At 70.9% G+C, this 23,304-nt stretch carries 17 protein-coding genes and 3 pseudogenes; 12 read left to right on the forward strand and 8 right to left on the reverse strand.

Annotation, left to right across the window (positions count from 1 at the left end; all coding sequences use genetic code 11):
- Positions 1–18 precede the first annotated feature (18 nt).
- On the reverse strand, positions 19–1,140 hold the full coding sequence (locus AB0D27_RS25610; RefSeq protein ID WP_362513073.1) for an aminopeptidase P family protein: 1,122 nt from the start codon (positions 1,138–1,140) through the stop codon (positions 19–21).
- A gap of 194 nt (positions 1,141–1,334) precedes the next feature.
- Here AB0D27_RS25610 and AB0D27_RS25615 point away from each other — a divergent pair.
- Positions 1,335–2,106, forward strand: a pseudogene (locus AB0D27_RS25615) (metallophosphoesterase).
- Between the two features lie 2 nt (positions 2,107–2,108).
- Here the strand turns inward: AB0D27_RS25615 and AB0D27_RS25620 are convergent.
- The 3 genes and pseudogenes from AB0D27_RS25620 to cyc2 all read right to left on the reverse strand — a co-directional run bounded on the left by AB0D27_RS25620 (position 2,109) and on the right by cyc2 (position 5,977).
- Complete coding sequence (locus AB0D27_RS25620; protein ID WP_362513076.1) at positions 2,109–2,714, reverse strand: PDZ domain-containing protein; 606 nt, start codon at positions 2,712–2,714, stop codon at positions 2,109–2,111.
- A 92-nt stretch (positions 2,715–2,806) separates the two neighbouring features.
- A pseudogene (locus tag AB0D27_RS25625) lies at positions 2,807–3,672 on the reverse strand (LysR family transcriptional regulator).
- A gap of 127 nt (positions 3,673–3,799) precedes the next feature.
- Positions 3,800–5,977, reverse strand: a complete 2,178-nt coding sequence (cyc2, locus tag AB0D27_RS25630; RefSeq protein WP_362513079.1) for a germacradienol/geosmin synthase Cyc2 — start codon at positions 5,975–5,977, stop codon at positions 3,800–3,802.
- Positions 5,978–6,231: 254 nt separating this feature from the next.
- Between cyc2 and AB0D27_RS25635 the strand changes: the two genes are divergently transcribed.
- Entirely contained in the window at positions 6,232–7,494 is a 1,263-nt protein-coding gene (locus AB0D27_RS25635; protein WP_362513082.1) for a cytochrome P450, read from the forward strand.
- Between the two features lie 7 nt (positions 7,495–7,501).
- Here AB0D27_RS25635 and AB0D27_RS25640 read toward each other — a convergent pair whose 3' ends face one another.
- Together AB0D27_RS25640 and AB0D27_RS25645 are read right to left on the reverse strand one after the other, a co-directional pair.
- Entirely contained in the window at positions 7,502–8,692 is a 1,191-nt protein-coding gene (locus tag AB0D27_RS25640) for a damage-control phosphatase ARMT1 family protein (protein ID WP_362513085.1), read from the reverse strand.
- 85 nt (positions 8,693–8,777) lie between these two features.
- Complete coding sequence (locus AB0D27_RS25645; protein WP_362513088.1) at positions 8,778–10,577, reverse strand: S8 family serine peptidase; 1,800 nt, start codon at positions 10,575–10,577, stop codon at positions 8,778–8,780.
- 351 nt (positions 10,578–10,928) lie between these two features.
- On the opposite strand from AB0D27_RS25645, the gene AB0D27_RS25650 reads away from it, so the two are divergent.
- The gene (locus AB0D27_RS25650; RefSeq protein WP_362513090.1) at positions 10,929–11,858 is read left to right on the forward strand and encodes a lytic polysaccharide monooxygenase; all 930 of its coding nucleotides are present in this window, start codon (positions 10,929–10,931) and stop codon (positions 11,856–11,858) included.
- Positions 11,859–11,862: 4 nt separating this feature from the next.
- On the opposite strand, the pseudogene AB0D27_RS25655 reads toward AB0D27_RS25650, so the two are convergent.
- Positions 11,863–12,246 (reverse strand): annotated as a pseudogene (locus AB0D27_RS25655) (Tat pathway signal sequence domain protein); the annotation flags it as partial.
- Here AB0D27_RS25655 and AB0D27_RS25660 point away from each other — a divergent pair.
- Together AB0D27_RS25660 and AB0D27_RS25665 are read left to right on the forward strand one after the other, a co-directional pair.
- Positions 12,235–12,642: a DUF6114 domain-containing protein gene (locus AB0D27_RS25660; protein WP_362513093.1), complete on the forward strand. Its 408-nt coding sequence runs from the start codon at positions 12,235–12,237 to the stop codon at positions 12,640–12,642. The pseudogene AB0D27_RS25655 and the gene AB0D27_RS25660 overlap by 12 nt on opposite strands.
- A gap of 204 nt (positions 12,643–12,846) precedes the next feature.
- The gene (locus tag AB0D27_RS25665) at positions 12,847–14,097 is read left to right on the forward strand and encodes a cytochrome P450 (protein WP_362513094.1); all 1,251 of its coding nucleotides are present in this window, start codon (positions 12,847–12,849) and stop codon (positions 14,095–14,097) included.
- A gap of 91 nt (positions 14,098–14,188) precedes the next feature.
- Here AB0D27_RS25665 and AB0D27_RS25670 read toward each other — a convergent pair whose 3' ends face one another.
- The gene (locus AB0D27_RS25670; protein WP_362513096.1) at positions 14,189–14,599 is read right to left on the reverse strand and encodes a Fur family transcriptional regulator; all 411 of its coding nucleotides are present in this window, start codon (positions 14,597–14,599) and stop codon (positions 14,189–14,191) included.
- Between the two features lie 159 nt (positions 14,600–14,758).
- Here AB0D27_RS25670 and AB0D27_RS25675 point away from each other — a divergent pair, with 159 nt between their 5' ends.
- From AB0D27_RS25675 to AB0D27_RS25705, 7 genes are all read left to right on the forward strand, one after another.
- Positions 14,759–15,040 carry a hypothetical protein gene (locus AB0D27_RS25675; protein WP_362513098.1) on the forward strand — a complete coding sequence of 94 codons (282 nt, stop codon included), beginning with the start codon at positions 14,759–14,761 and terminating at the stop codon, positions 15,038–15,040.
- Complete coding sequence (katG, locus tag AB0D27_RS25680) at positions 15,033–17,264, forward strand: catalase/peroxidase HPI (RefSeq protein ID WP_362513100.1); 2,232 nt, start codon at positions 15,033–15,035, stop codon at positions 17,262–17,264. The genes AB0D27_RS25675 and katG overlap by 8 nt, the downstream gene beginning before the upstream one ends.
- 188 nt (positions 17,265–17,452) lie before the next feature.
- Positions 17,453–19,837, forward strand: coding sequence for a SpoIIE family protein phosphatase (locus AB0D27_RS25685; protein ID WP_362513103.1), 2,385 nt, complete (start codon positions 17,453–17,455; stop codon positions 19,835–19,837).
- Between the two features lie 54 nt (positions 19,838–19,891).
- The gene (locus AB0D27_RS25690; RefSeq protein WP_362513105.1) at positions 19,892–20,314 is read left to right on the forward strand and encodes a DUF6153 family protein; all 423 of its coding nucleotides are present in this window, start codon (positions 19,892–19,894) and stop codon (positions 20,312–20,314) included.
- A gap of 95 nt (positions 20,315–20,409) precedes the next feature.
- Positions 20,410–21,051, forward strand: coding sequence for a DUF305 domain-containing protein (locus AB0D27_RS25695; protein ID WP_362513108.1), 642 nt, complete (start codon positions 20,410–20,412; stop codon positions 21,049–21,051).
- Positions 21,052–21,351: 300 nt separating this feature from the next.
- The gene (locus tag AB0D27_RS25700) at positions 21,352–22,113 is read left to right on the forward strand and encodes a hypothetical protein (RefSeq protein WP_362513111.1); all 762 of its coding nucleotides are present in this window, start codon (positions 21,352–21,354) and stop codon (positions 22,111–22,113) included.
- Between the two features lie 174 nt (positions 22,114–22,287).
- Positions 22,288–23,283: an NAD-dependent epimerase/dehydratase family protein gene (locus AB0D27_RS25705; protein WP_362513114.1), complete on the forward strand. Its 996-nt coding sequence runs from the start codon at positions 22,288–22,290 to the stop codon at positions 23,281–23,283.
- Positions 23,284–23,304 lie beyond the last annotated feature (21 nt).

Genomic DNA, 23,304 nt, shown 5'->3' on the forward strand with positions numbered 1-23,304 from the left:
AAGACTCCTGGTGATCGGTCAGTCGACGATCACCAGCTCGCGGGAGGTGGTGTTGAGTCGGCGCCCGCCGTCCTCGGTGACCGTCACGATGTCCTCGATACGGACCCCGAAGCGGCCGGGCAGATAGACGCCGGGCTCCACGGAGAAGCACATTCCGGGGACGAGGGGCTGTTCCTCGCCCTCGATCATGTACGGCGGTTCGTGGGTGGTGACGCCGATGCCGTGTCCGGTGCGGTGGATGAAGTACTCGCCGTACCCGGCCTCGGTGATGACCGCGCGGGCCGCACGGTCGACGTCCTGGCAGGCGGCGCCGGGCCGTACCGCCCGGAAGCCCGCCTCCTGGGCCGCGCGCACGATGTCGTGCACCTCGCGTTCCTCGTCGTCCGGTTCGCCGACGTGGACCGTGCGGGAGGTGTCGGAGCCGTAGCCGTGCTTGAGGCCGCCGAAGTCGAGGACGACCATGTCGCCGCGTTCGATGACGCGGTCGTCGGCCTCGTGGTGCGGGTTGGCGCCGTTCGGGCCCGAGGCCACGATGGTGAAGTCGACCTGGGAGTGGCCGAACCGCCGCAGCAGATCGGCGATGTCGGCGGCCACGTCCGTCTCCTTGCGGCCCGCGAAGGGAACCTCGCGGATCTCCTCGTACGTCGCGTCCGCCGCCACGCCCGCCGCCGCCAGCCGCTCCAGTTCCGCCGCGTCCTTGACGGCCCGCAGCATCGGCAGGGCCTCGGTGAGGCCGAGATGGCGTGTGCCGGGCAGTCGTTTCTGGAGTCCGAGCAGGTGCAGGGCCCAGGCGTTGTCGCTGACTCCGAAGCGGCCCGCCGGGTCGAGGAGGGCCGCGGTCGCCTCGTACGGGTCCTTGCCGTCGGGCCAGTCGCGGAGGGCCAGCGCGGGCGCGCCGGCCGCCTTGGCCGCGTCGGGCGCCTCCAGGGTGGGCACGACGAGGACCGGGTCCTGTCCGGCCCGCAACACCAGGAGGGTGAGCCGCTCGGTCTCCACGGGCCGGTACCCGGTCAGCCATACGAGATCGGGGCCGGGCGCGACCAGGAGCCCGTCGAGCCCGGCGTCCGCGGCGGTCTCGGCCGCGCGCCGCATACGGGCCTCGTAGTCACCGGCGGTGAAGGGCGCGGGCGTGGCGGTCATCCATGCCTCCGTCTGTCCGGAGTTCCCCAGGGGGCTACGGGCAGCATCCTGCCCTCCCGGCGGGGCGTGCGCGAGCCGGTTGCGGCCGCCTCTCGTCCTCAGTTCCTTCCCAGCCGAGGCCTTAACGGTTGCCCATTACCTTGCCGTTAACACTAATGCTTAGATGGACGGCGTACCCCTGGGAAAGGGCGGGCATGCTGGTACTGGCACACATCAGTGACCTCCATCTGGACGGCACCGGGCAGGCGACGGAGCGGGTCGAGCGGGTGCGCGACCGGCTGTGGGGGTTGCCCGGAAAGGTGGACGCGCTCCTGGTGACCGGGGACATCGCGGATCACGGCGCGGAGGCCGAGTACGAGGAGGCGGCCCGGGGTGCTCGGGCTGCGCGACGCCGGGACCCCGGCGCGGAGCGCCCCCTTCTCGGTGCTCACCTGCCCGGGCAACCCCCACAGCCGCGTGCCCTACCGCAAGGCGCTGCTCGGAGCGCCCGCAGCCGACGGTCCGATCAACAGCGTCCACGTCTTCGATGACGCTGCCGTACTGATGTGCGACTCCAGTATTCCGGGCCGGGACGAGGGAGAGTTCGACGAGGAGACGTACGCCTGGATCGAGGCGACGCTCGACGAGTTGGACGGCACACTTCCGGCGCTGCTCGCCTTTCACCACCCGCCGGTGGCACTGCACCACCCGCTGCCGGACGCCTACGCATTGCGCCAACCCGATGAACTGGCCGCTCTGTTGGCACGCAGGCCCGAGATCGCCGGGCTCATCACCGGTCACGCGCACACACCTGCTGCGACCGTCTTCGCAGGACGGCCGCTCGTCGTCGGCCCCGGTGTGACGTGGACCCTGCGGCTGCCCTGGGAGGGCGAGGGGGCGGCGGACCGGGACGCGCCTCCCGGGTTCGCGTTTCATGTGCTCGACGACGAGGGACGGTTGACGAGCCATTTCAGGGTCGTCGGCTGAGCTCAGGTCATGACTCCAGGGACCGCGGACAGTTGCTGACGGCTGCCGTTGACGTGCCGGACGGTGAGGGTGACGGAGGTTCCGGGGTGTGCGTCCGCGAGCGCGCGGACGAGGTCGGCGGCCGATCCGATCCGGTTGTCGCCGAGGGCGAGCAGGACGTCACCGCGGACCAGGCCCGCGGAGTAGCCCGGGCCGGGGACATGGACGCCGACGACGAGTGCGCCCGCGCTCTTGGGGGAGTCGACGGCCTCGACGCCCAGGGTCGCCCGCACGGATTCCTTCGCCGGACCCCCGTCCGTCGGTGCCGCCTTGGAGCCGCTGGGCGACGCAGAGCCGGAGCCGCGCGCCGACGGCCCGGACGGGCCCGGCGCTCCCGCCTGCTTCTGCAGGTCCGCCAGCTTGCTCATGGCGATCACCGTGGCGCCCACGGTGCCGAGCCCGACGCCCGACAGGACCAGAATGGTCCCGACGAACAGGCTGAACAGCAGAGTCATCAGCCGCTTGCCGCGTCGCCGTGCGGCGTGCGGGCGGCGGGCGGTGCCGGACGGACGGCCGCCGCCGGGCTCCTGACCGGGCATCGGCTTGGGACGCAACGCGGTCTGTTCCATGGTTCGCCTCCGGCGGAAGCTCTACGGATCGCCTCCGGCTGTTGCTCTACCCGGCGCCCCGGCGCGCGACGATTCACGAACGAGTGAGACTGTCAACCGCGTTCGAGAAGTCTGTCCACCACGGTCGCCGCGGCCCCGCGCGGCGATCCGCCGTGCACCAGCTCCGTACGGTGCACCACACGCGGCGCCACAAGGGGGACGGCCGCCCCTCCGGGCACGCCCAGGCGGCGGTGCGGGGCAGCAGCGTCAGGCCGTGTCCCGCGGCGGCCAGGACCGTGAGGGTACGGATGTCGGTGCCCTCGTAGCGCAGGGCCGGGCGGAAGCCTCCACTGCCGTTCGCCCTGCGAAGGTGGGCCAGAGGCAGGCCCGCGCCGGGGGCGTCCAGCCAGCGGGCGTCGACGAGGTCGCCGAGGCGAAGCCCCGCGCGCCGGGCCAGCGGATGGGACTCGGGCAGCAGGACGCAGACGGATTCCTCCGCTACTCCGTGCGTGGTCAGCGGGGCCACGTCAGGCAGTCGCAACGGGTCGTTGGGCGCCGTCAGACCGTCGACCAGGCCGATGTCCGCCCTGCCCTCGGCGACAGCGGCGGGGATCTCGGCCCGGGGCAGGACCCGCAGGGTCACACCGGCGGCGGGCAGCGACGCGAGGGTACGCGGTCCGAGCGCCGTCGGCGCGGCCGCGAGCGTCAGCCCGTGCTCGGGTGCCGCCACGAGCCGCAGGACATCCGCGCGGGCGGCGTCCAGGCGGAGCAGCGGTGGCCCCGCGTGTTCGAGGAGCCGCTCGCCCGCGGCGGTGGGAGTGACGGGGCGCCGGGTGAGCAGGGGCGCGCCGAGATCCCGCTCCAGGGCGGCGATGTGCTGGGACACCGCGGACTGGGTGTAGCCGAGCTCCCGCGCGGCCTCGGAGAAGGACGCCAGGCGGGCCACGGTGACGTACGTACGCAGGAGATGCGGATCCATGGGCTCCTGGGGACCCTGTTCCAGCCCGAGCAGTACGGGGACGGCTCTCGCCCGCACCCGATCGTGCGGGCGCTGGCGCGGGCCGCCGTCGCACACGCGTCCGTCGCACGGCAGGGTCAGCCGGTGTTCAGCTCGCCATCGACTCCACCTTCCACGTGAAGGGGACTGCGGGGACCTGGTCGGGCATGAAGCCGTGGGCGCGCCGGACCAGGTCCGCCGCGCCGTAGCGATGGCAGTCCTGGTGCCACTTCAGGATCCCGGCCAGCCAGTTCTGCAGTTCCACCACGTAGCCCTGCATGATGCCGCGCACTTCCCCCGAGAGCTTGAAGTCCTCGTACAAGATGGGCAGTTCATGGGCTGCGACGTGTTGGAACTGCTGCATGCGCTGGGTCATCAGGTCGTGGATGATGCCGAGCGCGGTCGGGTAGTCGCAGCCGAAGAAGTTCTGCACGACGAGGATGCCGTTGTGGACCTCGCCCTCGTACTCGATCTCCTTCTGGTACGAGAAGACGTCGTTCAGGAGCATCGCGTAGTCGATGGCGGCGTTCTCCAGCGACCGGACGGGGCCGCTGCGGTAGACCTCGGGGGGGACCTTGGGGCCGTGGCCGAGGCGGCACAGGCCCATGGTGAGGTCGGAGCCGAAGGTGGCGCGGCGCATCTCCAGGTAGTCGACCGGGTCCGGGATGCGGTTCTGGATCTGGTTGACCAGCTCCCAGACCCAGCTCTCCGTCATCTTGTCGACGGCGGACCGGAGTTGGCGCCGCTCATCCGGGGTCATCTCCGCCGTCGTGCGCTGCCACAGGTCGACGAGGCCGCGTTCCATGCCGTTGACCGGAGGCGGGGGCGCCTCTCCGTCGACGGGCATGCAGGCCGACAGGCGGGCCGTGGTCAGCCTGGCGGCGGCCAGATCGCGGCGGTGGCCGAAGACGAGCGGGTAGTAGTCGTCGCCGTAGGTGCCCCAGGCGAGCCACTGGGAGCTGAGGTCCAGGGTCTCGGGTGTCGCGTCCGGGTGGATGCCGGCCGCGCACAACGGCAGGTCATAGGCGGCGAGTTTGTCCTCGTCCCAGACGCCCTCCTGGAGCATGCCCATGGCGTACGTCCAGCCGGTCACGCGATGCCGGGCGCCGTCCAGGTGGGGGCTGAGCGTGACCTCGAACGGCATGTAGAAGTCAGGCAGTTGGGACGGGCCGACCTTCTGGAAGGGGACGTGGGTGTAGGCGCGCAGCCGCTCCGCTCCGGCCGCCGAGAGCAGCGCGCCGACGTCGGTGGCGGACGTGCCGAACCCGCCGACACCGAACGGCCGCACGCCCTCCACGGCCCCCTCGTTCATATAGCGGCTGGAGCGCATGTGCCATTCGTGGCCGCCGGACTGCCAGTCCTGAAGTCCCTGGGTGTACGCAGCGACCGCGGCGACCTCTTGCGGGCTGAGCCCCTTCTCCATGGCCAGCGCGGGCACTTCGGTGAGCGCGGTGTGCTCGAACTGGTGCAGGCGTGAGGTGAGGATGTCGTTGACGGTCTCGGCGGCCTCCTGGGTGGTGCAGCCGAAGAAGGTCTCCAATACCAGGATGCCGTTGCTGAGTTCGCCCTCTTCCTCGACCTCGCGCTGGTACGAGAACAGGTCGTTGCGCAGGTGGACGCCGTCGGAGAACGTCTCCATCAGTACGCGCAAGGGCCTGGACCCGGCGACGGGCACGGGCACTTCGGCGGTCGCGTACTCGACAAGCCCTGCGGACCAGGGCGCGCCGCCCACCTTGCGGCGCATCTCGATGTACTCGACCGGGTTGGCGATCCGTCCTTCGTTGATGTTGGAGAGCTCCCACATCGACTCGTTGAGCAGGTGCTCGGTGGAGACGGCGAAGCGCTCCCGCCACGCCATCGACATCGAGGGCACCGTGCGCGCCCACAGGTCGGCGAGGCCCGCCTCGACGGGATTCTCCGGCTCCGGTACGGGGGTCGACAGATCCAGCGGCATAAAGAGCGGCAGCCGGTCCAGGTAGGCCTTGCCGCCATCGCGGTCCTGGCTGCGTTTGAAGGTCTCCAGGAAGTGGTCGTCGAAGAAGAACACCCACACGTACCAGTCGGTGATGAGGGAGAGCGCGGGTCCGTCGCAGTCGGGGTGTGTGTACGCGCACAGCAGGCCGTAGTCGTGGGCGTCGAGGTCGGACTGTTCCCAGATGCCGGAACCCTCCAGCATGCCCATTCCGCGCGCCCACTCGACCGAATGGGCTCGGGCCTCGTCGAGATGCGGGTTCAGGCGCGCGGGGTACGGCATGTAGAAGTGCGGGAGTTCGAACGGCTGCGTCATGGCCCGGGCCCTACCCATGGCCCTTCCGGGACATCCGCGGGGCGGGACATGATCACACCATCGCGTGAATTCCGTGGGTCCCAGCACGGTGGTCCTCCGGGCTGGGTTCGCCCCCTCCGCCCCTGCCCGTCCCCGTACCTGGGGGCTCCGCCCCCAGCCTTCGTTATCGCGCTTCGCGCTCGTTCTCAAACGCCGGACGGGCTAGATATACCTCCGGCGTTTGAGGAGCGGGGGGTTGGGGGCAGAGCCCTGCCATGAGCGGCGCACGCCAGCCGGCCGTGCCGGACGTCTTCGATCCGCGGCTGTATGCCGTCGGGGTCCCGCACGCCGCGTATCGGGTGCTGCGCGATCACCACCCCGTCGTCCGGCAGGAGGAGCCCGAGGTGCTCGGCTGGCCCGCGGGGCCCGGGTTCTGGGCGGTGACCCGGCACGCGGACGTGGTGCGGGTGCTGAAGGACTCGACGACGTACTCCTCGTATCTCGGAGCGACCCAGATCCGCGATCCCGATCCGGAGGACCTGTCGTTCATCCGGCGCATGATGCTCAATCAGGATCCGCCGGGACACGGCGCGTTGAGGCGTCTGGTGAGCCGGGCGTTCACGCCGCGCCGCGTCGACCACTTCGAGGCGGTCGCGCGCGCGAGGGCCCGTACGCTGCTGGAGCGGGCGGTTCAGGAGGCCCGCGCCGGCGACGGCACCCGCGATCTCGTCACCGCCGTCACCGACGACTACGCGCTGCTCAACCTCGCCGACCTGCTGGGCATCCCGGAGCCCGACCGGGGGCTGCTGCTGCACTGGACGCGCCGCGTCATCGGCTACCAGGACCCGGACGAGGCGGGCCCACCGACGCTGGACGCCGCCGGGAAGCCGGTCAATCCGCGTTCCCCGGCCATGCTGGAGGACATGTTCGCGTACGCGCGGCAGTTGGCCACGTACAAGAGGAGTCATCCGGGCGACGATGTGATGACCACCCTCGCGGCCGACCCCGAACTCGACTCCACCGCGCTGGAGATGTTCTTCTTCCTGCTCACGGTCGCGGGCAACGACACCGTGCGGAGCGCGGCCCCCGGGGGCCTGCTGGCGCTGGCGGAGGACCCGGCGGCGTACGGCGCACTGCGCGTCGGACACGCGCGACTCAACACCGCTGTCGAGGAGTTGCTGCGTTGGCACCCTCCCGTGCTCACCTTCCGCCGTACGGCATCCGTCGACACCGAGTTGGCCGGGCAGCGCATCCGTGCGGGCGACAAGGTGGTCGTCTTCCACGCCTCGGCCAACCACGACGAGCGGGTGTTCACCGACCCGCACCGGCTCGATCTCGCCCGCGCCCCGAACCCGCACGTCTCCTTCGGCGACGGCCCGCATGTCTGTCTCGGAGCCCACTTCGCCCGACTGCAACTGCGCGTGCTGTACGAGGAGACGCTGCGAGCGCTGCCGTCCCTGTGCATCGCCGGACCTCCCCGGCGGCTCGTCTCGAACTTCATCAACGGCATCAAGTCACTTCCGGTCCAGTTGACTTGAGCGGCGTTCAGCGCCTCATCTGGATCACCGCGTGTGTGCCGCTGATGCGCCAGCGCCGGCCCTCGGCGGCGTCGAGCGCGGCCTCGGTGGGAGCGTCGAGGCCGACGATCACGTCCGACTTGAGGGTGCGCAGGGCGGCCACCGGGCCGGGGAAGTAGGCGGTGGGGAGCGCGAAGGGGGTGGTGGCGGGGCGGAGTCGGTCGCCGATGAGGCGGCGGTAGTTCAGGTCGCCCTTCATGACGGTCACGTCGGCCGTGGCGAACTCCTGACGCAGGTCGTCGGGCATATCGGCGTACGGCAGCGGGGCGCAGGAGAAGGGGTGCGCCCGGACCGTGAGGCGGCCGTCGGTCATGGCCGACCAGAGGCGGCGGCCGGAGTCGGCGGCGGCACCCTTGGCGGCGGTGAGGCGACGGAGCGCGTCGATCACGTCCGCCGTCGTGGCGTCGGAGACGTAGTACGGGTACGGCTTGACGTGCAGGACGGCCCGCTCGATGCGGTGGTGGTGGAGGAGGTGGTCGATGAGGAGCAGATCGGGGATGAGTTCGCGGCCCGCGTTGTCCGCCACCAGGCAGAGGGTGCCGGAGAGGGACGATCTCAGCAACTCGCTGTCATCGACGACGAGTTGTGAGTCGACCGGCGGCGTGCCGTCCGCTTGGGCCAGGCGGAAGCCGAGATCCGCCCGGTTGCCCCAGAGCGAGCCGTGCAGCAGCGCCAGCTCCTGGTCCTCGACCGGCTGGTGCGGGAGTTCGTCCAGCGCGGCGAGCTCCTCGTCGGCCTCCGGGGTGTCGAGTTCGGCGAGCTTGAAGGGGCGGAAGGGGTCGATTCCCTTCCAGGGGCCCGGCGCGAAGTAACCGACGGCTTCGAGGAGTTGGCGGTAGAAGTAACTCTCGGCCCATAGGAAGGGCACGTCGAACCAGGACCGGCCGACGTACTCCCCGGCGCCCCATGCCTCCCATTGCCCGCGGTCCACCGCCTGTGCGCCGAGCGGTTCGATGACTCCCTCGGTGGCGTTCTTCAGCAGGGCGTCGAGCGCGCGGTGCTGCTCAGGGCCGTACGGGAAGGCGTCCCGCACCTTTCTGATGAGTGCCGGATGCCGCTCAGCCAGCACGCTCCAGGGGAACGAGCCCACGGCGTTGCTGAGGATCACGAGAGCGTCGGCGGGATCGGCGGAGCGGGCGGATGCGGCGGGGTCGGACATGCCGTTCACCGTACCGGCTGAGCAGAAGGGGCCGTCCGACCCGCGCGCGCGTCGGACGGCCCCTCCCCCCGTAGGGCTCAGCTGGTCAGAAGGTCAGCTTCCAGCTGTTGAGCGAGCCGGTGTCCTGCGCGGCCACGTCCTGGACGCGGAGCTTCCAGGTGCCGTTCGCGGTCTCGCTGGAGGCGTCGACGGAGTAGGTGGTGTTCACGTTGTCCGCGGAGTCCGAGGTGCTGGAGGACTTCAGGCGGTACGTCGAGCCGTCGGGGGCGACCAGGTCGATCACCAGGTCACCGCGGTAGGTGTGGGTGATGTCGACGCCGACCTGGAGAGTGGTGGGCGCGTTGCCGCTGCGGCCGCTCACGGTGATCGGCGACTCCACGGCCGAGCCCGCGTCCGGGATCGCGACGGAGGACGTGCTGGAGAAGGTGGTCGCGCCGGTGGTGCCACCGCTCGACGCCACCGCCTGCACGGTCTTGGTCGCGTCCGCCAGGCCCGCGCCGCAGCCGCCCGAGCAAGTGCCGGGCAACGCACGGGCGTTGTTCTTGATGGCCGCCTCGATCTGCGCCGGGGTGAGCGAGGGGTTCGCCGACTTCATCAGTGCCACGAGGCCGACGATGTGCGGGGTGGCCATGCTGGTGCCCTGGTAGTACGCGTACGACTCCGTGGACGGCGTCTTCGTACCGGAGTTGAGCGTGGACAGGATGCCGTTGGCGTTACCGGTGCTCATCTCGCCGCCGGGCGCCGCGATGTCGACGATCGAACCGTAGTTGGAGTACGAGGCACGGGAGCCGGTGCGGCCGGTCGCCGCGACGGTGATGACGTTGTTGCAGCTCGCCGGGGAGTACTTGGAGGCGTTGTCGTTGTCGTTGCCCGCGGCGACGACAACCGTCGTACCGCGGTTCACGGCGCCGGTGATCGCGCTCTGGGTGGCCGAGGTGCAGGCCCCCGAGCCGCCGAGGCTCATGTTGATGACCTTGGCGACGTTGGTGTTGGCCGGGACGCCCGAGACCGTGCCGCCGGACGCCCAGGTGATCGCGTCGATGATGTCCGAGTCGTAGCCGCCGCACTTGCCGAGAACGCGCAGCGGGGAGATCTTCGCGTTGTACGCGATGCCCGCGACGCCCTTGTTGTTGTTGGTGACGGCGGCGATGGTGCCCGCCACGTGCGTGCCGTGCCAGGAGGAGCCGCTGGAGCCGGTGCCTGTGCCGCACTGGTCGGTCGCGTACCAGTCGCCCGGGTCGGCCGGGTTGCTGTCGCGTCCGTCGCCGTCGACCGAGACCGCGGTGTCGGAGATGAAGTCGTAGCCGCCGACGATGTTCGCGGCGACGTCGGAGTGGGCGACGTAACCGGTGTCGATGACGGCGACGGTCACACCGCTGCCGGTGGAGGTGGCCCACGCACCCGGGACACGCATGCCCGCGGTGGACTCGAACAGGTCCCACTGTTTGCCGTACTCGGTGTCGTTCGGGTCCGCCTGCGGCTTGTTGAGGCGGTCCGGTACGACGTAGGCGACCTGCGGGTCTGCCTGGTACTGCGCGATGACGTCGGCGACGTCCGTCTTCTTGAGCTCGGCGCCCAGGTCGACGAGGGCGGCACCGGTGCCGAGACGGCGCTGGAAGTCGAGGTCCGCGCCCACCTTCTTGCCCTTCGCCGCGGCATCGGCGTCGGCGGCCTTGTTGGACTTGGCCCCGGCGGCGCCCGGCTGGTAGCCGACGATCAGGCGCTCGGCGGGGGCGGCGGCCCGGGCGGCGGGGGTGATGTCCGCGCGCTGGGTGGACGGCTGGGCGGCGACGACCGTGGTGGTCATTCCGGCCAGCAGCGCGGCGGATATCGCGGCGACGGATATCAGTTTCCGTCCGGCGTCGCGGGAGGGAGTGGGACGCAAGGGATTGCCTTTCGGAGCCGGCTGCGGGCAGCGCGGAGCAGCGGTCGATTCGCCTCGTCGTCGAAGCGGCGGGGGGTGCGTATCCAGAAAGCAGCGCGGCGGCCGGCCATGCGCGAGCGACCCGGTCAGAGGTTTCCTGTGGGTCGGCTGTGCTCGAACGATAGGCAAACGGCAGGTGAGCGGGATACAGGGGAAACCCTCGATCGGGCCGGTAATCGACCCTCGGACGCGGGCAGTTGGCCGGTGAGATCCCGTTTCGCGCGGATTGCGGATCTGAACGTACGGCGCTGTCGCCCCGTATTTCACGGTGCCCTCAGCAGCTCTCGCCGACGTATCGAGGAGACCCTCCGGATGACCGCCTACCGCACCGCCACCGCGGCCGCTGTCGCCGTGGCGGCTCCGCTCCTCCTCGCGACGTGGGCCGCGGGGCCCGCCCAGGCGCACGGCGCGCCGACGTCTCCGGTCAGCCGGGTGGTGGCGTGCTCGCCCGAGGGCGGGAGCCTGATCGCCACCGCGGCCTGCAAGGCGGCGATCGCCGCGAACGGCGCGCCTTTCACGGCCTGGGACAACCTCCGGGTGGCCGGCGTCAACGGCAGGGACCGGCAGGTGATCCCCGACGGGAAGCTGTGCAGCGGGGGTCTGTCCGCGTACAAGGGCCTCGACCTCGCCCGCGCGGACTGGCCGTCGACCCGGCTGACCCCGGGTGCGGGCTTCACCCTCACCTACAGCTCGACCATTGCGCACACCGGGACCTTCAAGCTGTATCTGACCAAGGCGGGTTACGACCCGACGAAGCCCCTGACGTGGTCCGACCTGCCCGCGAAGCCGTTCGCCACCGCCACAGACCCGGCTTTGGTCGACGGCGCCTACCGCATCAAGGCCACGCTGCCGTCCGACCGGACCGGCCGCCAGATGCTCTACACGATCTGGCAGAACTCGAGCACGACGGATACGTACTACTCGTGCTCGGACGTGGTCCTCGCGGGCGGACGCGAGGCGTCGACGCCGACCGGTAACGCGCAGAAGAACACGCACAAGCCGACGGCACCGGCGAGGCAGGAGCCCGCTCCCACGCGGACGACCACCTCGCCGTCACCGACGACCAAATCGCCGACCCTGGTGACCACTTCACCGGCTCAGGAGTCCGGGCCGGACCACCTGACGCCCGCCGCCGACAGCACATCGGGCGGCAGCAGCGCCGCGCTCCCCCTGATCGCCGGGGGAACGGCGGCGCTCCTGCTCACGGCGGGCGTCGCCGTCACCCTCCGGCGCCGCCGCTGAGCGGTCAGTTCACGAAGACCGCGGGGCTCCCGGACTGGCTGGTGTCCGAGACGGGCGCGTACTTGGCGGTGAAGTAGCCATTGCTGAAGCACAGGGACGAGCCCGAGTACTTGGTGAACTGCTGGTTGGTGAAGGCGATGCTGTTGTCGGTGTTGCTCGCCGTCCCGGACAGGCTCGCCGCCCGGTAGACGCAGGTGAGGGTGCCCAGCAAGGTGCGCAGCTTGACCGTCGTCTGGATGGTGGAGTCGGCGCCCGGGGTGACGGTGACCGTGCCGTCGGAGCCCACCGTGGTGGTGTACGGCAGGTTGTCGACCGTGATGCCGGTGACGCCGAGCACGCCGACGACGTTGCTGGTGCACGTACCGCTGTCGAAGGTGTGCCCGGTGAGCGGTCCGGATTCCGGCAGTGGCGGGCGCGCCGTCCCTTCTGGGGCGGGCTGCTGCTCGCCCTGGCCGGGGCGGAGATCCTGCTCACCGAGAAGGCGTCCCTGAAGGTCGTCCTGCACATCGGCATGCAGGGCCTGGCGGGCTATCTGCTGCCCACCCTGATGCTGCTGTGCGGGCTGCTGATCCTCTTCAACCCGACGCAGCGCCTCTTCTACTCCCTCCTCGGCATCCTGCTCTCCCTCGGCACCTGGCTCACCTCCAACCTCGGCGGCTTCCTCGTCGGCCTCCTCCTCGGAGCCATCGGCAGCTGTCTCACCTTCGGCTGGCTCCCGGACCAGGAACCACGCCGACGTCTGCCGCGCCGCCGTCGCGAGCGAGGTGCGGCGATCGAGTCGTAGGTCCTGTCGTCACATTCGCGGGGCGGACGGGAATTGACGACCCGGGCCCAGCGGGACGGTCGTCACGTTCCCGCCCGCTCGTGGTCGACTTTCGGGCACATGCGCGGAAGTTGCCCTCGTAACGGCATGTGGCCTCGCTGCGCCACATGACCACCGCGTAGCGTGGCGAGTCGTATCGGCGTTCGAGTGCCAGGGAGGCTCCCGATGGAAGACCCGACCCCCTTAGTGATAGACGCGAGCGGCCGCGACATTCACGCGGAAGCCGCCCGTATCCGCGAGCACGGGCCGGTGACGCTGGTGGCGCTTCCCGGGGGCGTGGAGGCCTGGGCGGTCAGCAGTCCCGATCTGCTCAAGCGACTGCTCACCGATCCGCGGGTGTCCAAGGACGCCCGGCAGCACTGGCCCCGATTCGCGGCCGGGGAGATCACGCCTCAGTGGCCGCTGTTCACCTGGGTCGCCGTGCAGAACATGTTCACCGCGTACGGCGGGGACCACAAACGGCTGCGCATTCTGGTCTCCAGGGCGTTCACCGCCCGCCGAACGGCCGCGCTCCAGCCGCGTATCGAGGAGATCACCAAGCAGCTCCTCGACCGGATCGAGGAGGCCGGACGGGACTCCCGGGTCGTCGATCTGCGCGAGGAACTCTGCTATCCGCTGCCGATCCAGGTGATCAGCGAGCTGTTCGGCCTGCCCGAGGAGCGCGGAACGGAGCTGCGGCGGCTGGTGGACCGTATGTTCGACACCTCCGCCGAGCCGGGCGAGATGACCGCCGCCTATGAGCGGTTGTATGTCGTACTGGCCGAACTCGTCGCCGCCAAGCGGGAGTTGCCCGGCGACGATCTGACCTCCGGTCTCATCGCGGCCGGCGACGAGGAGGGCGGCACCCGGCTGAGCGAGCAGGAGCTGCTCGACACGCTGGTGCTCATGGTCAGCGCCGGTCACGAGACCACCGTCAACCTCATCGACAACGCCATCCATGCCCTGCTCACCCATCCCGAGCAGCACGCGCACGTGCGTGCCGGCCGCGCCAGCTGGGACGACGTGGTCGAGGAGACGTTGCGGGTGGACGCGCCGGTCGCGAGTCTGCCCCTGCGGTACGCCGTGGAGGACCTCGACATCGGCGAACTCGGCGGTCCCCGGGGCACGGTGATCGGCAAGGGCGACGCGATCCTCGCCGCGTACGCCGCCGCCGGGCGCGACCCCGAGCGCCACGGGAAGGACGCCGACCGCTTCGACGTCACCCGCGCCGACAAGGAACACCTCGCCTTCGGCCACGGCGTGCACCACTGCCTGGGCGCCCCGCTGGGTCGCCTGGAGGCCCGGATCGCGCTCCCGGCGCTCTTCGACCGGTTCCCCGGCCTCCAACTCGCCGTCCCTCAGGAGGGGTTGCGGCCAGTGGACTCCTTCATCTCCAACGGCCACCGCTCCCTGCCCGCCCGGATCGCCGGACGCTGAGCGCGCACGTGCGTGCCGGCCACGCGGGCTGTGCCCGTCCTGCGGTTGATCAACTACCGACGCGAGTTACCAACCTCTTGGCCGAGTACACCTAGGCGCAGGACGGGCACAGTCCGCGGTAGGTGACCTCGACCTCGGACACCGTGAAGCCGAAGCGTTCGTCCGCCGGGAGGTCGGCCAGTGGATTGCCGGTCGGGTGGACATCGCGGACGGTGCCGCAGCGGGAGCAGACCAGGTGCTGGTGCGGGTGGTGTGCGTTGGGGTCGTAGCGCTTGGCGCGGCCGTCGGTGGAGACCTCGATGACCTCACCGAGGGAGACCAGCTCGCCCAAGGCGTTGTAGACGGTCGCCCGGGAGATCTCGGGCAGCCGCTGTGCCGCGCGGGCGTGCACCTCGTCGGCCGTGAGATGCACGTGGTCGCCGTCGAGGACCTCCGCAACGACACGCCGCTGGGAGGTCATCCGCCAGCCACGCCCTCGCAGTCGCTCCAGCAGGTCACTCATATCGGTTCACCTATTCAGGTTCGGTGGGATACCCGGAGTTTACCGGTGGACGTCCGGGTTCCGATTGGATATGGGCATGGCACGCTTCTTGACTTGGACTCTGTCCATCGTAGGATCGGTTCCGGCGATAGCCAAGGGACAGGAAGACTCCAGTACGGGATGAGACAGAGACGTGACGGGACCACCGCCGACGAGCTGCGCGGTGTCGGCCGGCGGATGACGGCCGCCCGCGTCGCGCTGTTCGAGGCCCGGGACGGTGACACGCGCTCCCTGCGACGGGACTCGTACGCCGTGCTCGAACCGGCCGGCAGCCTGCCCCGACCACGGCTTCTCGATCGACGAGGCCGAGGTCATCCACTGGACTCTGTGCGCCCACTGTTCCACCGCCCGCAGTTCCTGAGCACCGTGATCCGCCCCGTCCGGAAGGATTCCCATGTCTGAGAACCATGATGCGATCGTCGTAGACGCGAAAACGGAGGGCGGAGGTGGCTGCCCCGTCGCGCACGGCCGCGCCCCGCACCCGACGCAGGGCGGCGGAAACCGCCAGTGGTGGCCGGAGCGGCTCAACGTGAAGATCCTCGCCAAGAACCCGGCGGTGGCCAACCCGCTCGGCGAGGACTTCGACTACGCCGAGGCGTTCAAGACCCTCGACCTCCCGGCCGTGAAGCAGGACATCGCGGAGGTGCTGACGACCTCGCAGGACTGGTGGCCGGCGGACTTCGGCCACTACGGCCCGTTCATGATCCGGATGGCGTGGCACAGCGCGGGCACGTACCGGATCAGCGACGGCCGCGGCGGCGCCGGGGCCGGACAGCAGCGTTTCGCCCCCCTCAACAGCTGGCCGGACAACGGCAACCTCGACAAGGCCCGCCGCCTGCTGTGGCCGGTCAAGAAGAAGTACGGCAAGAGCCTCTCGTGGGCCGACCTGATGATCCTCACCGGCAACGTCGCCCTGGAGCAGATGGGCTTCGAGACCTTCGGCTTCGGCGGCGGTCGTGCGGACGTCTGGGAGCCCGACGAGGACGTCTACTGGGGTCCCGAGACCACCTGGCTCGGCGACGAGCGCTACACCGGCGACCGTGAGCTGGAGAACCCCCTCGGCGCGGTCCAGATGGGCCTCATCTACGTCAACCCGGAGGGCCCGAACGGCAACCCGGACCCGATCGCCGCGGCCCGCGACATCCGCGAGACGTTCCGCCGGATGGCGATGAACGACGAGGAGACCGTCGCCCTGATCGCCGGCGGTCACACCTTCGGCAAGACCCACGGCGCCGGCCCGGCGGAAAGCGTCGGCGCCGACCCGGAGGCCGCCTCGATCGAGGAGCAGGGCCTCGGCTGGAAGAACTCCTTCGGCACCGGCAAGGGTGGCGACGCGATCACCAGCGGTCTCGAGGGCATCTGGACGAACACCCCGATCACCTGGGACAACAGCTTCTTCGAGATCCTGTTCGGCTACGAGTGGGAGCTGTACCAGAGCCCCGCCGGCGCCAACCAGTGGCGGCCGAAGGACGGCGCCGGGGCGGGCACCGTGCCCGACGCCCACGACGCGTCGAAGAGCCACGCCCCGACGATGCTGACGACCGACCTCTCGCTCCGGTTCGACCCGGCCTACGAGCAGATCTCGCGGCGCTTCTTCGAGAACCCCGCCGAGTTCGCGGACGCGTTCGCCCGCGCGTGGTTCAAGCTGACCCACCGCGACATGGGTCCGATCGTGCGCTACCTCGGCCCGGAGGTCCCCAGCGAGACGCTGCTGTGGCAGGACCCCCTGCCCGCGCTGACGCACGAGCTCATCGACGCCGCGGACATCGCCTCCCTCAAGGAGCAGGTCCTCGCCTCGGACCTGTCGGTGTCCCAGCTCGTGTCCACCGCGTGGGCGTCGGCCTCGTCCTTCCGCGGCAGCGACAAGCGCGGCGGCGCCAACGGCGCGCGCATCCGCCTCCAGCCGCAGAGCGGCTGGGAGGTCAACGAGCCCGACCAGCTCGCGACGGTGCTGCGCACCCTCGAGGGGATCCAGGAGTCCTTCAACGCCGCCCAGACCGGCGGCAAGCGGGTCTCGCTCGCCGACCTGATCGTGCTCGCCGGCGCTGCCGGCGTCGAGCGGGCGGCCAAGGACGCCGGGTTCGACGTCGAGGTCCCCTTCACGCCGGGGCGGGTGGACGCGTCGCAGGAGCAGACCGACGTGGAGTCGTTCGCCGCGCTGGAGCCGACCGCCGACGGGTTCCGCAACTACCTCGGGAAGGGCAACCGGCTGCCGGCCGAGTACCTGCTGCTCGACAAGGCGAACCTGCTGACCCTGAGCGCCCCCGAGCTGACGGTCCTCGTCGGTGGCCTGCGCGTCCTGGGCGCGAACTACCAGCAGTCGCAGCTCGGCGTCCTCACCACGACCCCCGGGTCGCTGACCAACGACTTCTTCGTCAACCTGCTCGACCTGGGCACGACGTGGAAGGCGACGTCCGAGGACGCGAACACCTTCGAGGGCCGCGACGCCGCCACGGGCGAGGTCAAGTGGGCCGGCAGCCGTGCCGACCTCGTCTTCGGGTCGAACTCCGAGCTGCGCGCGCTCGCGGAGGTCTACGCCGGCGATGACGCGAAGGAGAAGTTCGTGAACGACTTCGTCGCGGCGTGGGTCAAGGTGTCGAACCTCGACCGGTTCGACCTCGTCTGATCAGTCTGACGAGCTCTGATCAGTCTGACGAGTCTGTTCACGACGTCCAGGTCGGCCCGCGGCGGCCGGCCTGGACGTTCGTGCTCCGGACCCTGGTAGGTCCAAGGCGGTGTCCGCTGCCGCCGTGCGCTTCAGCCCTGTCCGTTCCTGGCTTGATGTGGCTGCCCGACCGGATCATCCTTGTACACATGGTGATATTGCCGGGCGACGCGGGGCGCGCGACCCCGGCCGGCGACGCCATGGCGGTGGTCGACGCACACGGGGTCGTCACGGGCTGGAGCGAAGGCGCTCGTCTGCTGACCGGATGTCCCGCCGAGGAGATCACCGGACGGCCCCTGTCCGAACTGGTGGACGGCGACTTCGACGCGGCATGGCGGGACCTGCGGACGAGCGGCGGCGCGGCGGTGGCCGTACGACGTCGGGACGGGAAGCTGACGGAGCTGGCCCTGCGGGCGTGCCCGCTGCGGGGCGCCACGGGAGAACCGCGGGCATACGTGATCATGGTGGCGCCGGGCGACGAGAGCCGTGCGCTGGGAGAGCTGGCGTTCCGGCAGTCGTCGATGTCGATGTCGGTCTTCGACACCGAGCAGCGGTATCTGCGGATGAACGACACGGCGTGCCGGATCATGGGCCGGCCGGAGGCGGAGTTCCTGGGCCGGTTCTATCCCGACACCGTGGAGAACGCGGAGCACAGCCGCGGCTTGCTGCACCATCTGCGCAAGGTCGTCGAGAGCGGCCGGCCCCTCCACTACGAGAGCTGGACCCGCGCGCCCTCCGGGATGCGGACGCACGCCTGGAACACCGAGATGTGGCCGCTGCGGGACCCCTCGGGACAGCTCCTCGGGGTCGCGCTGGCCGCGTTCGACAGCAGCGAGCAGCACTGGGCCAGACAGCGGCTCGCACTGCTGAACCAGGCCGCCGCCGGCATCGGTACGAAGCTGGACGTGATCCACACCGCGCGGGAGCTGGCGGATCTGGTGGCGCCCCGGCTCGCGGACTTCGTCAGCGTGGACCTGTTGGATTCGGTGCTCAAGGGCGAGGAGCCCGCCGTCGGCGCGATGGGCGCCGACCTGGAGCTGCGCCGCGTCGCCCATTCCTCGCGCAGCGCCGGAGTGCCCGAGGCGGCGATCGACCTGGGCGCCGCCGACGTCTATCCGCCCGCCTCACCACCGGCCCGCGCGCTGGCAACCGGCAGCGTGGTGCTCACCAGGACCGGCGAGGGTGTCCTCGACACCTGGCTAGGGCTCCACGACGACCGGTCCGCCAAGCTGCGGGAGAACGTCGGCAGCGACTTCTCGCTGATGGCCGTACCGCTGGTGGCGCGCGGTACGCCCCTCGGGGTGGCGGTCGTCGTACGACTGCTCACCCCGCAGAGCCCCGACCCCTTCGACCAGAACGACGTGTCACTGGCGGAGGAACTGGCCAGCCGCGCGGCCGTCTGCGTGGACAACGCCCGCCGCTACACCCGGGAGCGCACCACTGCGGAGGCGCTGCAGCGCAGTCTGCTGCCCCAGGTGATGGCGGGTGAGGCCGCGGTCGAGATCGCCTCCCGCTACCTTCCGGCGCTGTCCCGGGCGGGCGTGGGCGGCGACTGGTTCGACGTGATCCCGTTGTCCGGCACGCGGGTGGCGCTCGTCGTCGGAGACGTCGTCGGACACGGCATCCACGCCTCCGTCACGATGGGACGACTGCGTACGGCGGTGTGGACGCTGGCCGATGTCGACCTGCCCCCGGACGAGTTGCTCACGCACCTGGACGATCTGGTCGGGCACTTGGCGGCCGACGAGAGCGGGGTGGGCGGCGAGATCGGCGCCACCTGTCTGTACGCGGTGTACGACCCGGTCTCCCGCCACTGCACGATCGCCTCCGCGGGGCACCCGCCACCGGCCGTGCTCTTCCCGGACGGAAGGGTCGAGGTCGTCGGGGTGAGCGCGGGGCCGATGCTCGGGGTCGGCGGCCTCCCGTTCGAGTCCACCGAGCTGGACGCGCCGGAAGGCGCCGTACTCGCCCTGTACACGGACGGTCTCGTCGAGGCCCGCGACCTGGACGTCGACGCGGGCACCGCCGCCCTGTGCACCGCCCTCGCGGCCCCGGCCGGGAATCTCGAGGACGCCTGCGACAACGTGCTCAAGGCCCTGCTCCCGGAGCGCCCCGCCGACGACGTGGCGCTGCTGCTGGCGCGCACCCGCGCCCTGGACACCGAGCAGGTGGCCGTCTGGGACCTGCCGGCCGATCCGGCGGTGGTGGCCACGGCCCGGCAGTACGCCACCGAGCGGCTCACCGACTGGGGTCTGGACGAGGCCGCCTTCGTCACCGAACTCGTCGTCAGCGAACTGGTCACCAACGCCATCCGCTACGGCGGCTCGCCCATCCAGCTCCGGCTCATCCGCGACCGCGCCCTCATCTGCGAAGTCTCCGACGCCAGCAGCACCTCGCCCCACCTGCGCCGGGCCCGCACCCACGACGAGGGCGGCCGCGGCCTCCTTCTCGTCGCCCAGCTCACCGACCGCTGGGGCACCCGCCCGACCGGCACCGGCAAAACCATCTGGGCGGAGCAGGCGCTCCCGGTCTAGTCGCGATACCGTCGGACGGACGCCGTCCGGAACGATCACAGCGGAGAGCGCCGAGTGCCGGTGAGCCGATGCGTACGAGCAGGAGGGGCCCTTGGGCACCTGCTGCTGGTCGTGGTGCTCGCGCTGGGGGTGTTCGTGATGCACACCCTGGGGCACCCCGATGGGTCGACCGGCAGTCACGGTATGGGCAACGCGTCCCACAGCCGCATGGAGGCCGCGGCGGCGCCGGAGCAGAGCCACGCGGCGGATCGTACGCACACGGCGTCCCCGCACGAGCCCGCCATGGCGATGGACATGCTGTCGCTGTGCATGGCGGTGCTGCTCGGCGCGTGGGTGCTCGCCGCGCTGCTGAGATCGGCGCTCGCCCGCCGTCCCGACTGGCTGGCGGATCTCCTCCGGGACGCCCCGGTCGTGCTGCGGCCCAACCCACCGCCTCGCGGCCCCGATCTCACCCAGTTGTCGGTCCTGCGGCTGTAGGCCGAACCGCCCTCGTGGGCGCGCGTCTCATGCGCTCCCACGACGACGCGTACGCCGAAAACAGCCAAAGAACTGACATACGAGGTGAATTGACGATGACCGCCTTCACGCGCGCCCCGCGCCGCCGGCCTGCCCGCCACCGCATCACGGCCATGGGCCTGGTGGCAGCCGGAGCCCTGCTGATCTCCGCCTGCGGCAGCGACCACGACGGCGCCAACCCCATGGGCCACGGCGGCGGCGCGAGCACGGCGACCGCGACCGCCCGGGCCGGGGACTTCAACGACGCGGACGTCACGTTCGCGCAGGCGATGATCCCCCACCACGAGCAGGCGGTGGCGATGGCCCAGCTGGCCGACGGCCGCGCCTCCGACGCGGAGATCAAGGACATCGCCGCGAAGATCGAGAAGGCCCAGGACCCCGAGATCAAGACGATGACGGGGTGGCTCAACTCCTGGGGCCGGCCGACCGGCATGCCGTCCATGGCGGGCATGGACCACTCCGGCACGGACGGCATGATGTCCGACAAGGACATGACGGAACTCAAGGCCATGAAGGGCACCGAGTTCGACAAGACGTTCGCCCAGATGATGATCGACCACCACAACGGCGCGATCAGCATGGCCGGGACCGAGCGCAAGAGCGGCCGGAACACCGACGCCAAGAAGATGGCCGACGCCATCGTCACGGGCCAGTCCGCCGAGGTGAAGCAGCTCAAGGGCATCCTCGACCGGCTGTGATCCCCGGCTCGCGCTGACCGCCCGGGCTTCCCTGCCGACGCCGGGAAGCCCGGGCGGTCAGCCCCCAACTGCCGTTTCCCGGCGCTTCCTTGGGGCCCGGCGTGACCCGGCTGTGGGACCCCGGGTATCGCGGCGCTGGCGGGCGCGGGCGGCGTGATGCTGTACCGGGCGTTGCACGAGGGGTCGGCGGCGATCTGAGCCTGGATCCTGCCGGCGGCGATCGCGGTCGGCGCCGGCTGGGCGATCGTCCTGCTCCAGCGAGTCTCGGGCTCGGGGACGCTCTACACCGTCGCCGAGATCGTGGTCGGCGTCTCGGGCGCCGCCTCGGTGCTCGGTCTGCTCGCCGGACGGTTCCTGAAGCGGCACCGGCTGCTGGGCTTCGCGGCCCTCGCGGCGATCGTCGCCCTGCTGGCCGGCCCGACCGCGTACTCGCTCTCCGCGGCCACCGGCTCGTCCAGCAACGGCACCAACCCGACGGCCGGACCGAACACCGGCGGCGGCATGGGCAGCGGCGCGGGCGGCAAGGGAACCCTGCGCGGCGAGGCACCCACCCGCACCGGCGACACGGCCATGGGCGAGCCCCCGAGCGGTGACGGCTCGTCGTCCACGGCCGAGTCGGGCAGTCGGCCGAGCGACGGTCAGGCGGGCGGCGGCGGACAGACGGGCGGCGGCAGCCAGGTCACTTCCGACATGATCACGTATCTGAAGAAGCACCAGGACGGCGCCACTTGGCTGGTGGCGGTGGCCACCGACCAGACCGCCTCGTCGATCATCCTGGAGTCCGGCGAGCCCGTCATCTCCATGGGCGGCTGGTCCGGCAGCGACAACGCCATGACCCTCGCCAGGCTCAAGAGCCTGGTGCAGTCCGGCAAGCTGTACTGCATCGTGATCAGCAGCACCGGCGGCCAGGGCACCAACTCCGAGATCGCCACCTGGGTCGCCGAGCACGGCACCGCGGTCAAGTCATCGGCGTACGGCTCGAGTTCGTCGTCGTCCTCGTCCGCTACGTCCTCGTCGAGCAACGGCGGCCTGTACCGCCTGGACGCCTCCGACGTCAGCTGACCCACCGACCGTCCCCGACAGGGCGGGCCGCCGGGACATCCCCCACCGGCGGCCCGCCCGCCCGCCGTCTCGCGGCCTCCGGCTCCGGATCGATCGTCTTCAGGTCTTACGGACCCGTGACGTCAAGGGCGCGGTGCTGCCGTGCGGTGGGCTCGTGGTCCTAGCGTTTCGACCATGCGAGTACTGGTCACCGGCGGAGCCGGGTTCATCGGGTCCCATGTCGTCGAGGCGCTGCGCGGGCGAGGTCACGAGGCGGTGGTGTTCGACCTGCGTGACGGCCTGGACGTGCGCGACGCCGAGGCGGTCGCGGCCGCCCTGCCGGGCGTGGACGCCGTCTGTCATCAGGCGGCGATGGTGGGCCTGGGGACGGGGTTCGGCGACGCGGTGGAATACGTGTCGCGCAACGACCTCGGAACGGCGGTGCTGCTCGCGGCGATGGCCGACGCGGGGGTACGGCGGCTGGTGCTCGCCGGGTCGATGGTGGTGTACGGGGAGGGGCGGTACGCGTGCGAGTGGCACGGGGTGGTGCGGCCGGGGCCGCGGGCCGTGGCCGATCTGGACGCGGGGCGTTTCGAGCCCCGGTGCCCCCGCTGCGGTGAGGAACTGACGCCTGGACTGGTCGGCGAGGACGCTCCCGTCGATCCCCGGAACGTGTATGCGACGACCAAGCTGGCCCAGGAGCATCTGGCGGCGGCGTGGGCCCGGTCGACCGGCGGGTGGGCCGTGTCGCTGCGCTATCACAACGTCTACGGACCGGGGATGCCGCGCGACACCCCGTACGCCGGTGTCGCGTCCTTCTTCCGGTCCGCGCTCGCCCGGGGCGAGGCCCCGCGCGTCTTCGAGGACGGCGGGCAGCGGCGGGACTTCGTGCACGTGCGGGATGTCGCGGCGGCCAACGTGGCCGCGCTGGAGGCCGAGCCGCGAGCGGGCGCGTCGAGGGCCTACAACACCGGCAGCGGGGAGCCGCACACCGTCGAAGAGATGGCGCGGGCACTGGCCGTCGCGTACGGCGGGCCCGAGCCCGTGGTGACCGGGGAGTACCGCCTGGGGGACGTACGCCACATCACGGCCGACTCGTCCCGGCTGCGGGCCGAGCTGGGCTGGAAGCCCGAGGTCGGATTCGCGCAGGGAATGCGGGAGTTCGCCTCGGCGGGACTGCGCGGGGCGTGACGACCGGCGTCCCACTCAAGA

The sequence above is a fragment of the Streptomyces sp. NPDC048415 genome, assembly GCF_040651675.1.
In the GTDB taxonomy this organism is placed as follows: Bacteria; Actinomycetota; Actinomycetes; order Streptomycetales; family Streptomycetaceae; genus Streptomyces.

What these genes read in the sequence shown, in the direction of transcription:
- AB0D27_RS25610 (WP_362513073.1), bottom strand. Translation starts at nt 1,140, where the DNA reads ATGACCGCCACGCCCGCGCCCTTCACCGCCGGTGACTACGAGGCCCGT.
- AB0D27_RS25620 (WP_362513076.1), bottom strand. Translation starts at nt 2,714, where the DNA reads ATGGAACAGACCGCGTTGCGTCCCAAGCCGATGCCCGGTCAGGAGCCC.
- cyc2 (WP_362513079.1), bottom strand. Translation starts at nt 5,977, where the DNA reads ATGACGCAGCCGTTCGAACTCCCGCACTTCTACATGCCGTACCCCGCG.
- AB0D27_RS25635 (WP_362513082.1), top strand. Translation starts at nt 6,232, where the DNA reads ATGAGCGGCGCACGCCAGCCGGCCGTGCCGGACGTCTTCGATCCGCGG.
- AB0D27_RS25640 (WP_362513085.1), bottom strand. Translation starts at nt 8,692, where the DNA reads ATGTCCGACCCCGCCGCATCCGCCCGCTCCGCCGATCCCGCCGACGCT.
- AB0D27_RS25650 (WP_362513090.1), top strand. Translation starts at nt 10,929, where the DNA reads ATGACCGCCTACCGCACCGCCACCGCGGCCGCTGTCGCCGTGGCGGCT.
- AB0D27_RS25665 (WP_362513094.1), top strand. Translation starts at nt 12,847, where the DNA reads ATGGAAGACCCGACCCCCTTAGTGATAGACGCGAGCGGCCGCGACATT.
- AB0D27_RS25670 (WP_362513096.1), bottom strand. Translation starts at nt 14,599, where the DNA reads ATGAGTGACCTGCTGGAGCGACTGCGAGGGCGTGGCTGGCGGATGACC.
- AB0D27_RS25675 (WP_362513098.1), top strand. Translation starts at nt 14,759, where the DNA reads ATGAGACAGAGACGTGACGGGACCACCGCCGACGAGCTGCGCGGTGTC.
- katG (WP_362513100.1), top strand. Translation starts at nt 15,033, where the DNA reads ATGTCTGAGAACCATGATGCGATCGTCGTAGACGCGAAAACGGAGGGC.
- AB0D27_RS25685 (WP_362513103.1), top strand. Translation starts at nt 17,453, where the DNA reads ATGGTGATATTGCCGGGCGACGCGGGGCGCGCGACCCCGGCCGGCGAC.
- AB0D27_RS25695 (WP_362513108.1), top strand. Translation starts at nt 20,410, where the DNA reads ATGACCGCCTTCACGCGCGCCCCGCGCCGCCGGCCTGCCCGCCACCGC.
- AB0D27_RS25705 (WP_362513114.1), top strand. Translation starts at nt 22,288, where the DNA reads ATGCGAGTACTGGTCACCGGCGGAGCCGGGTTCATCGGGTCCCATGTC.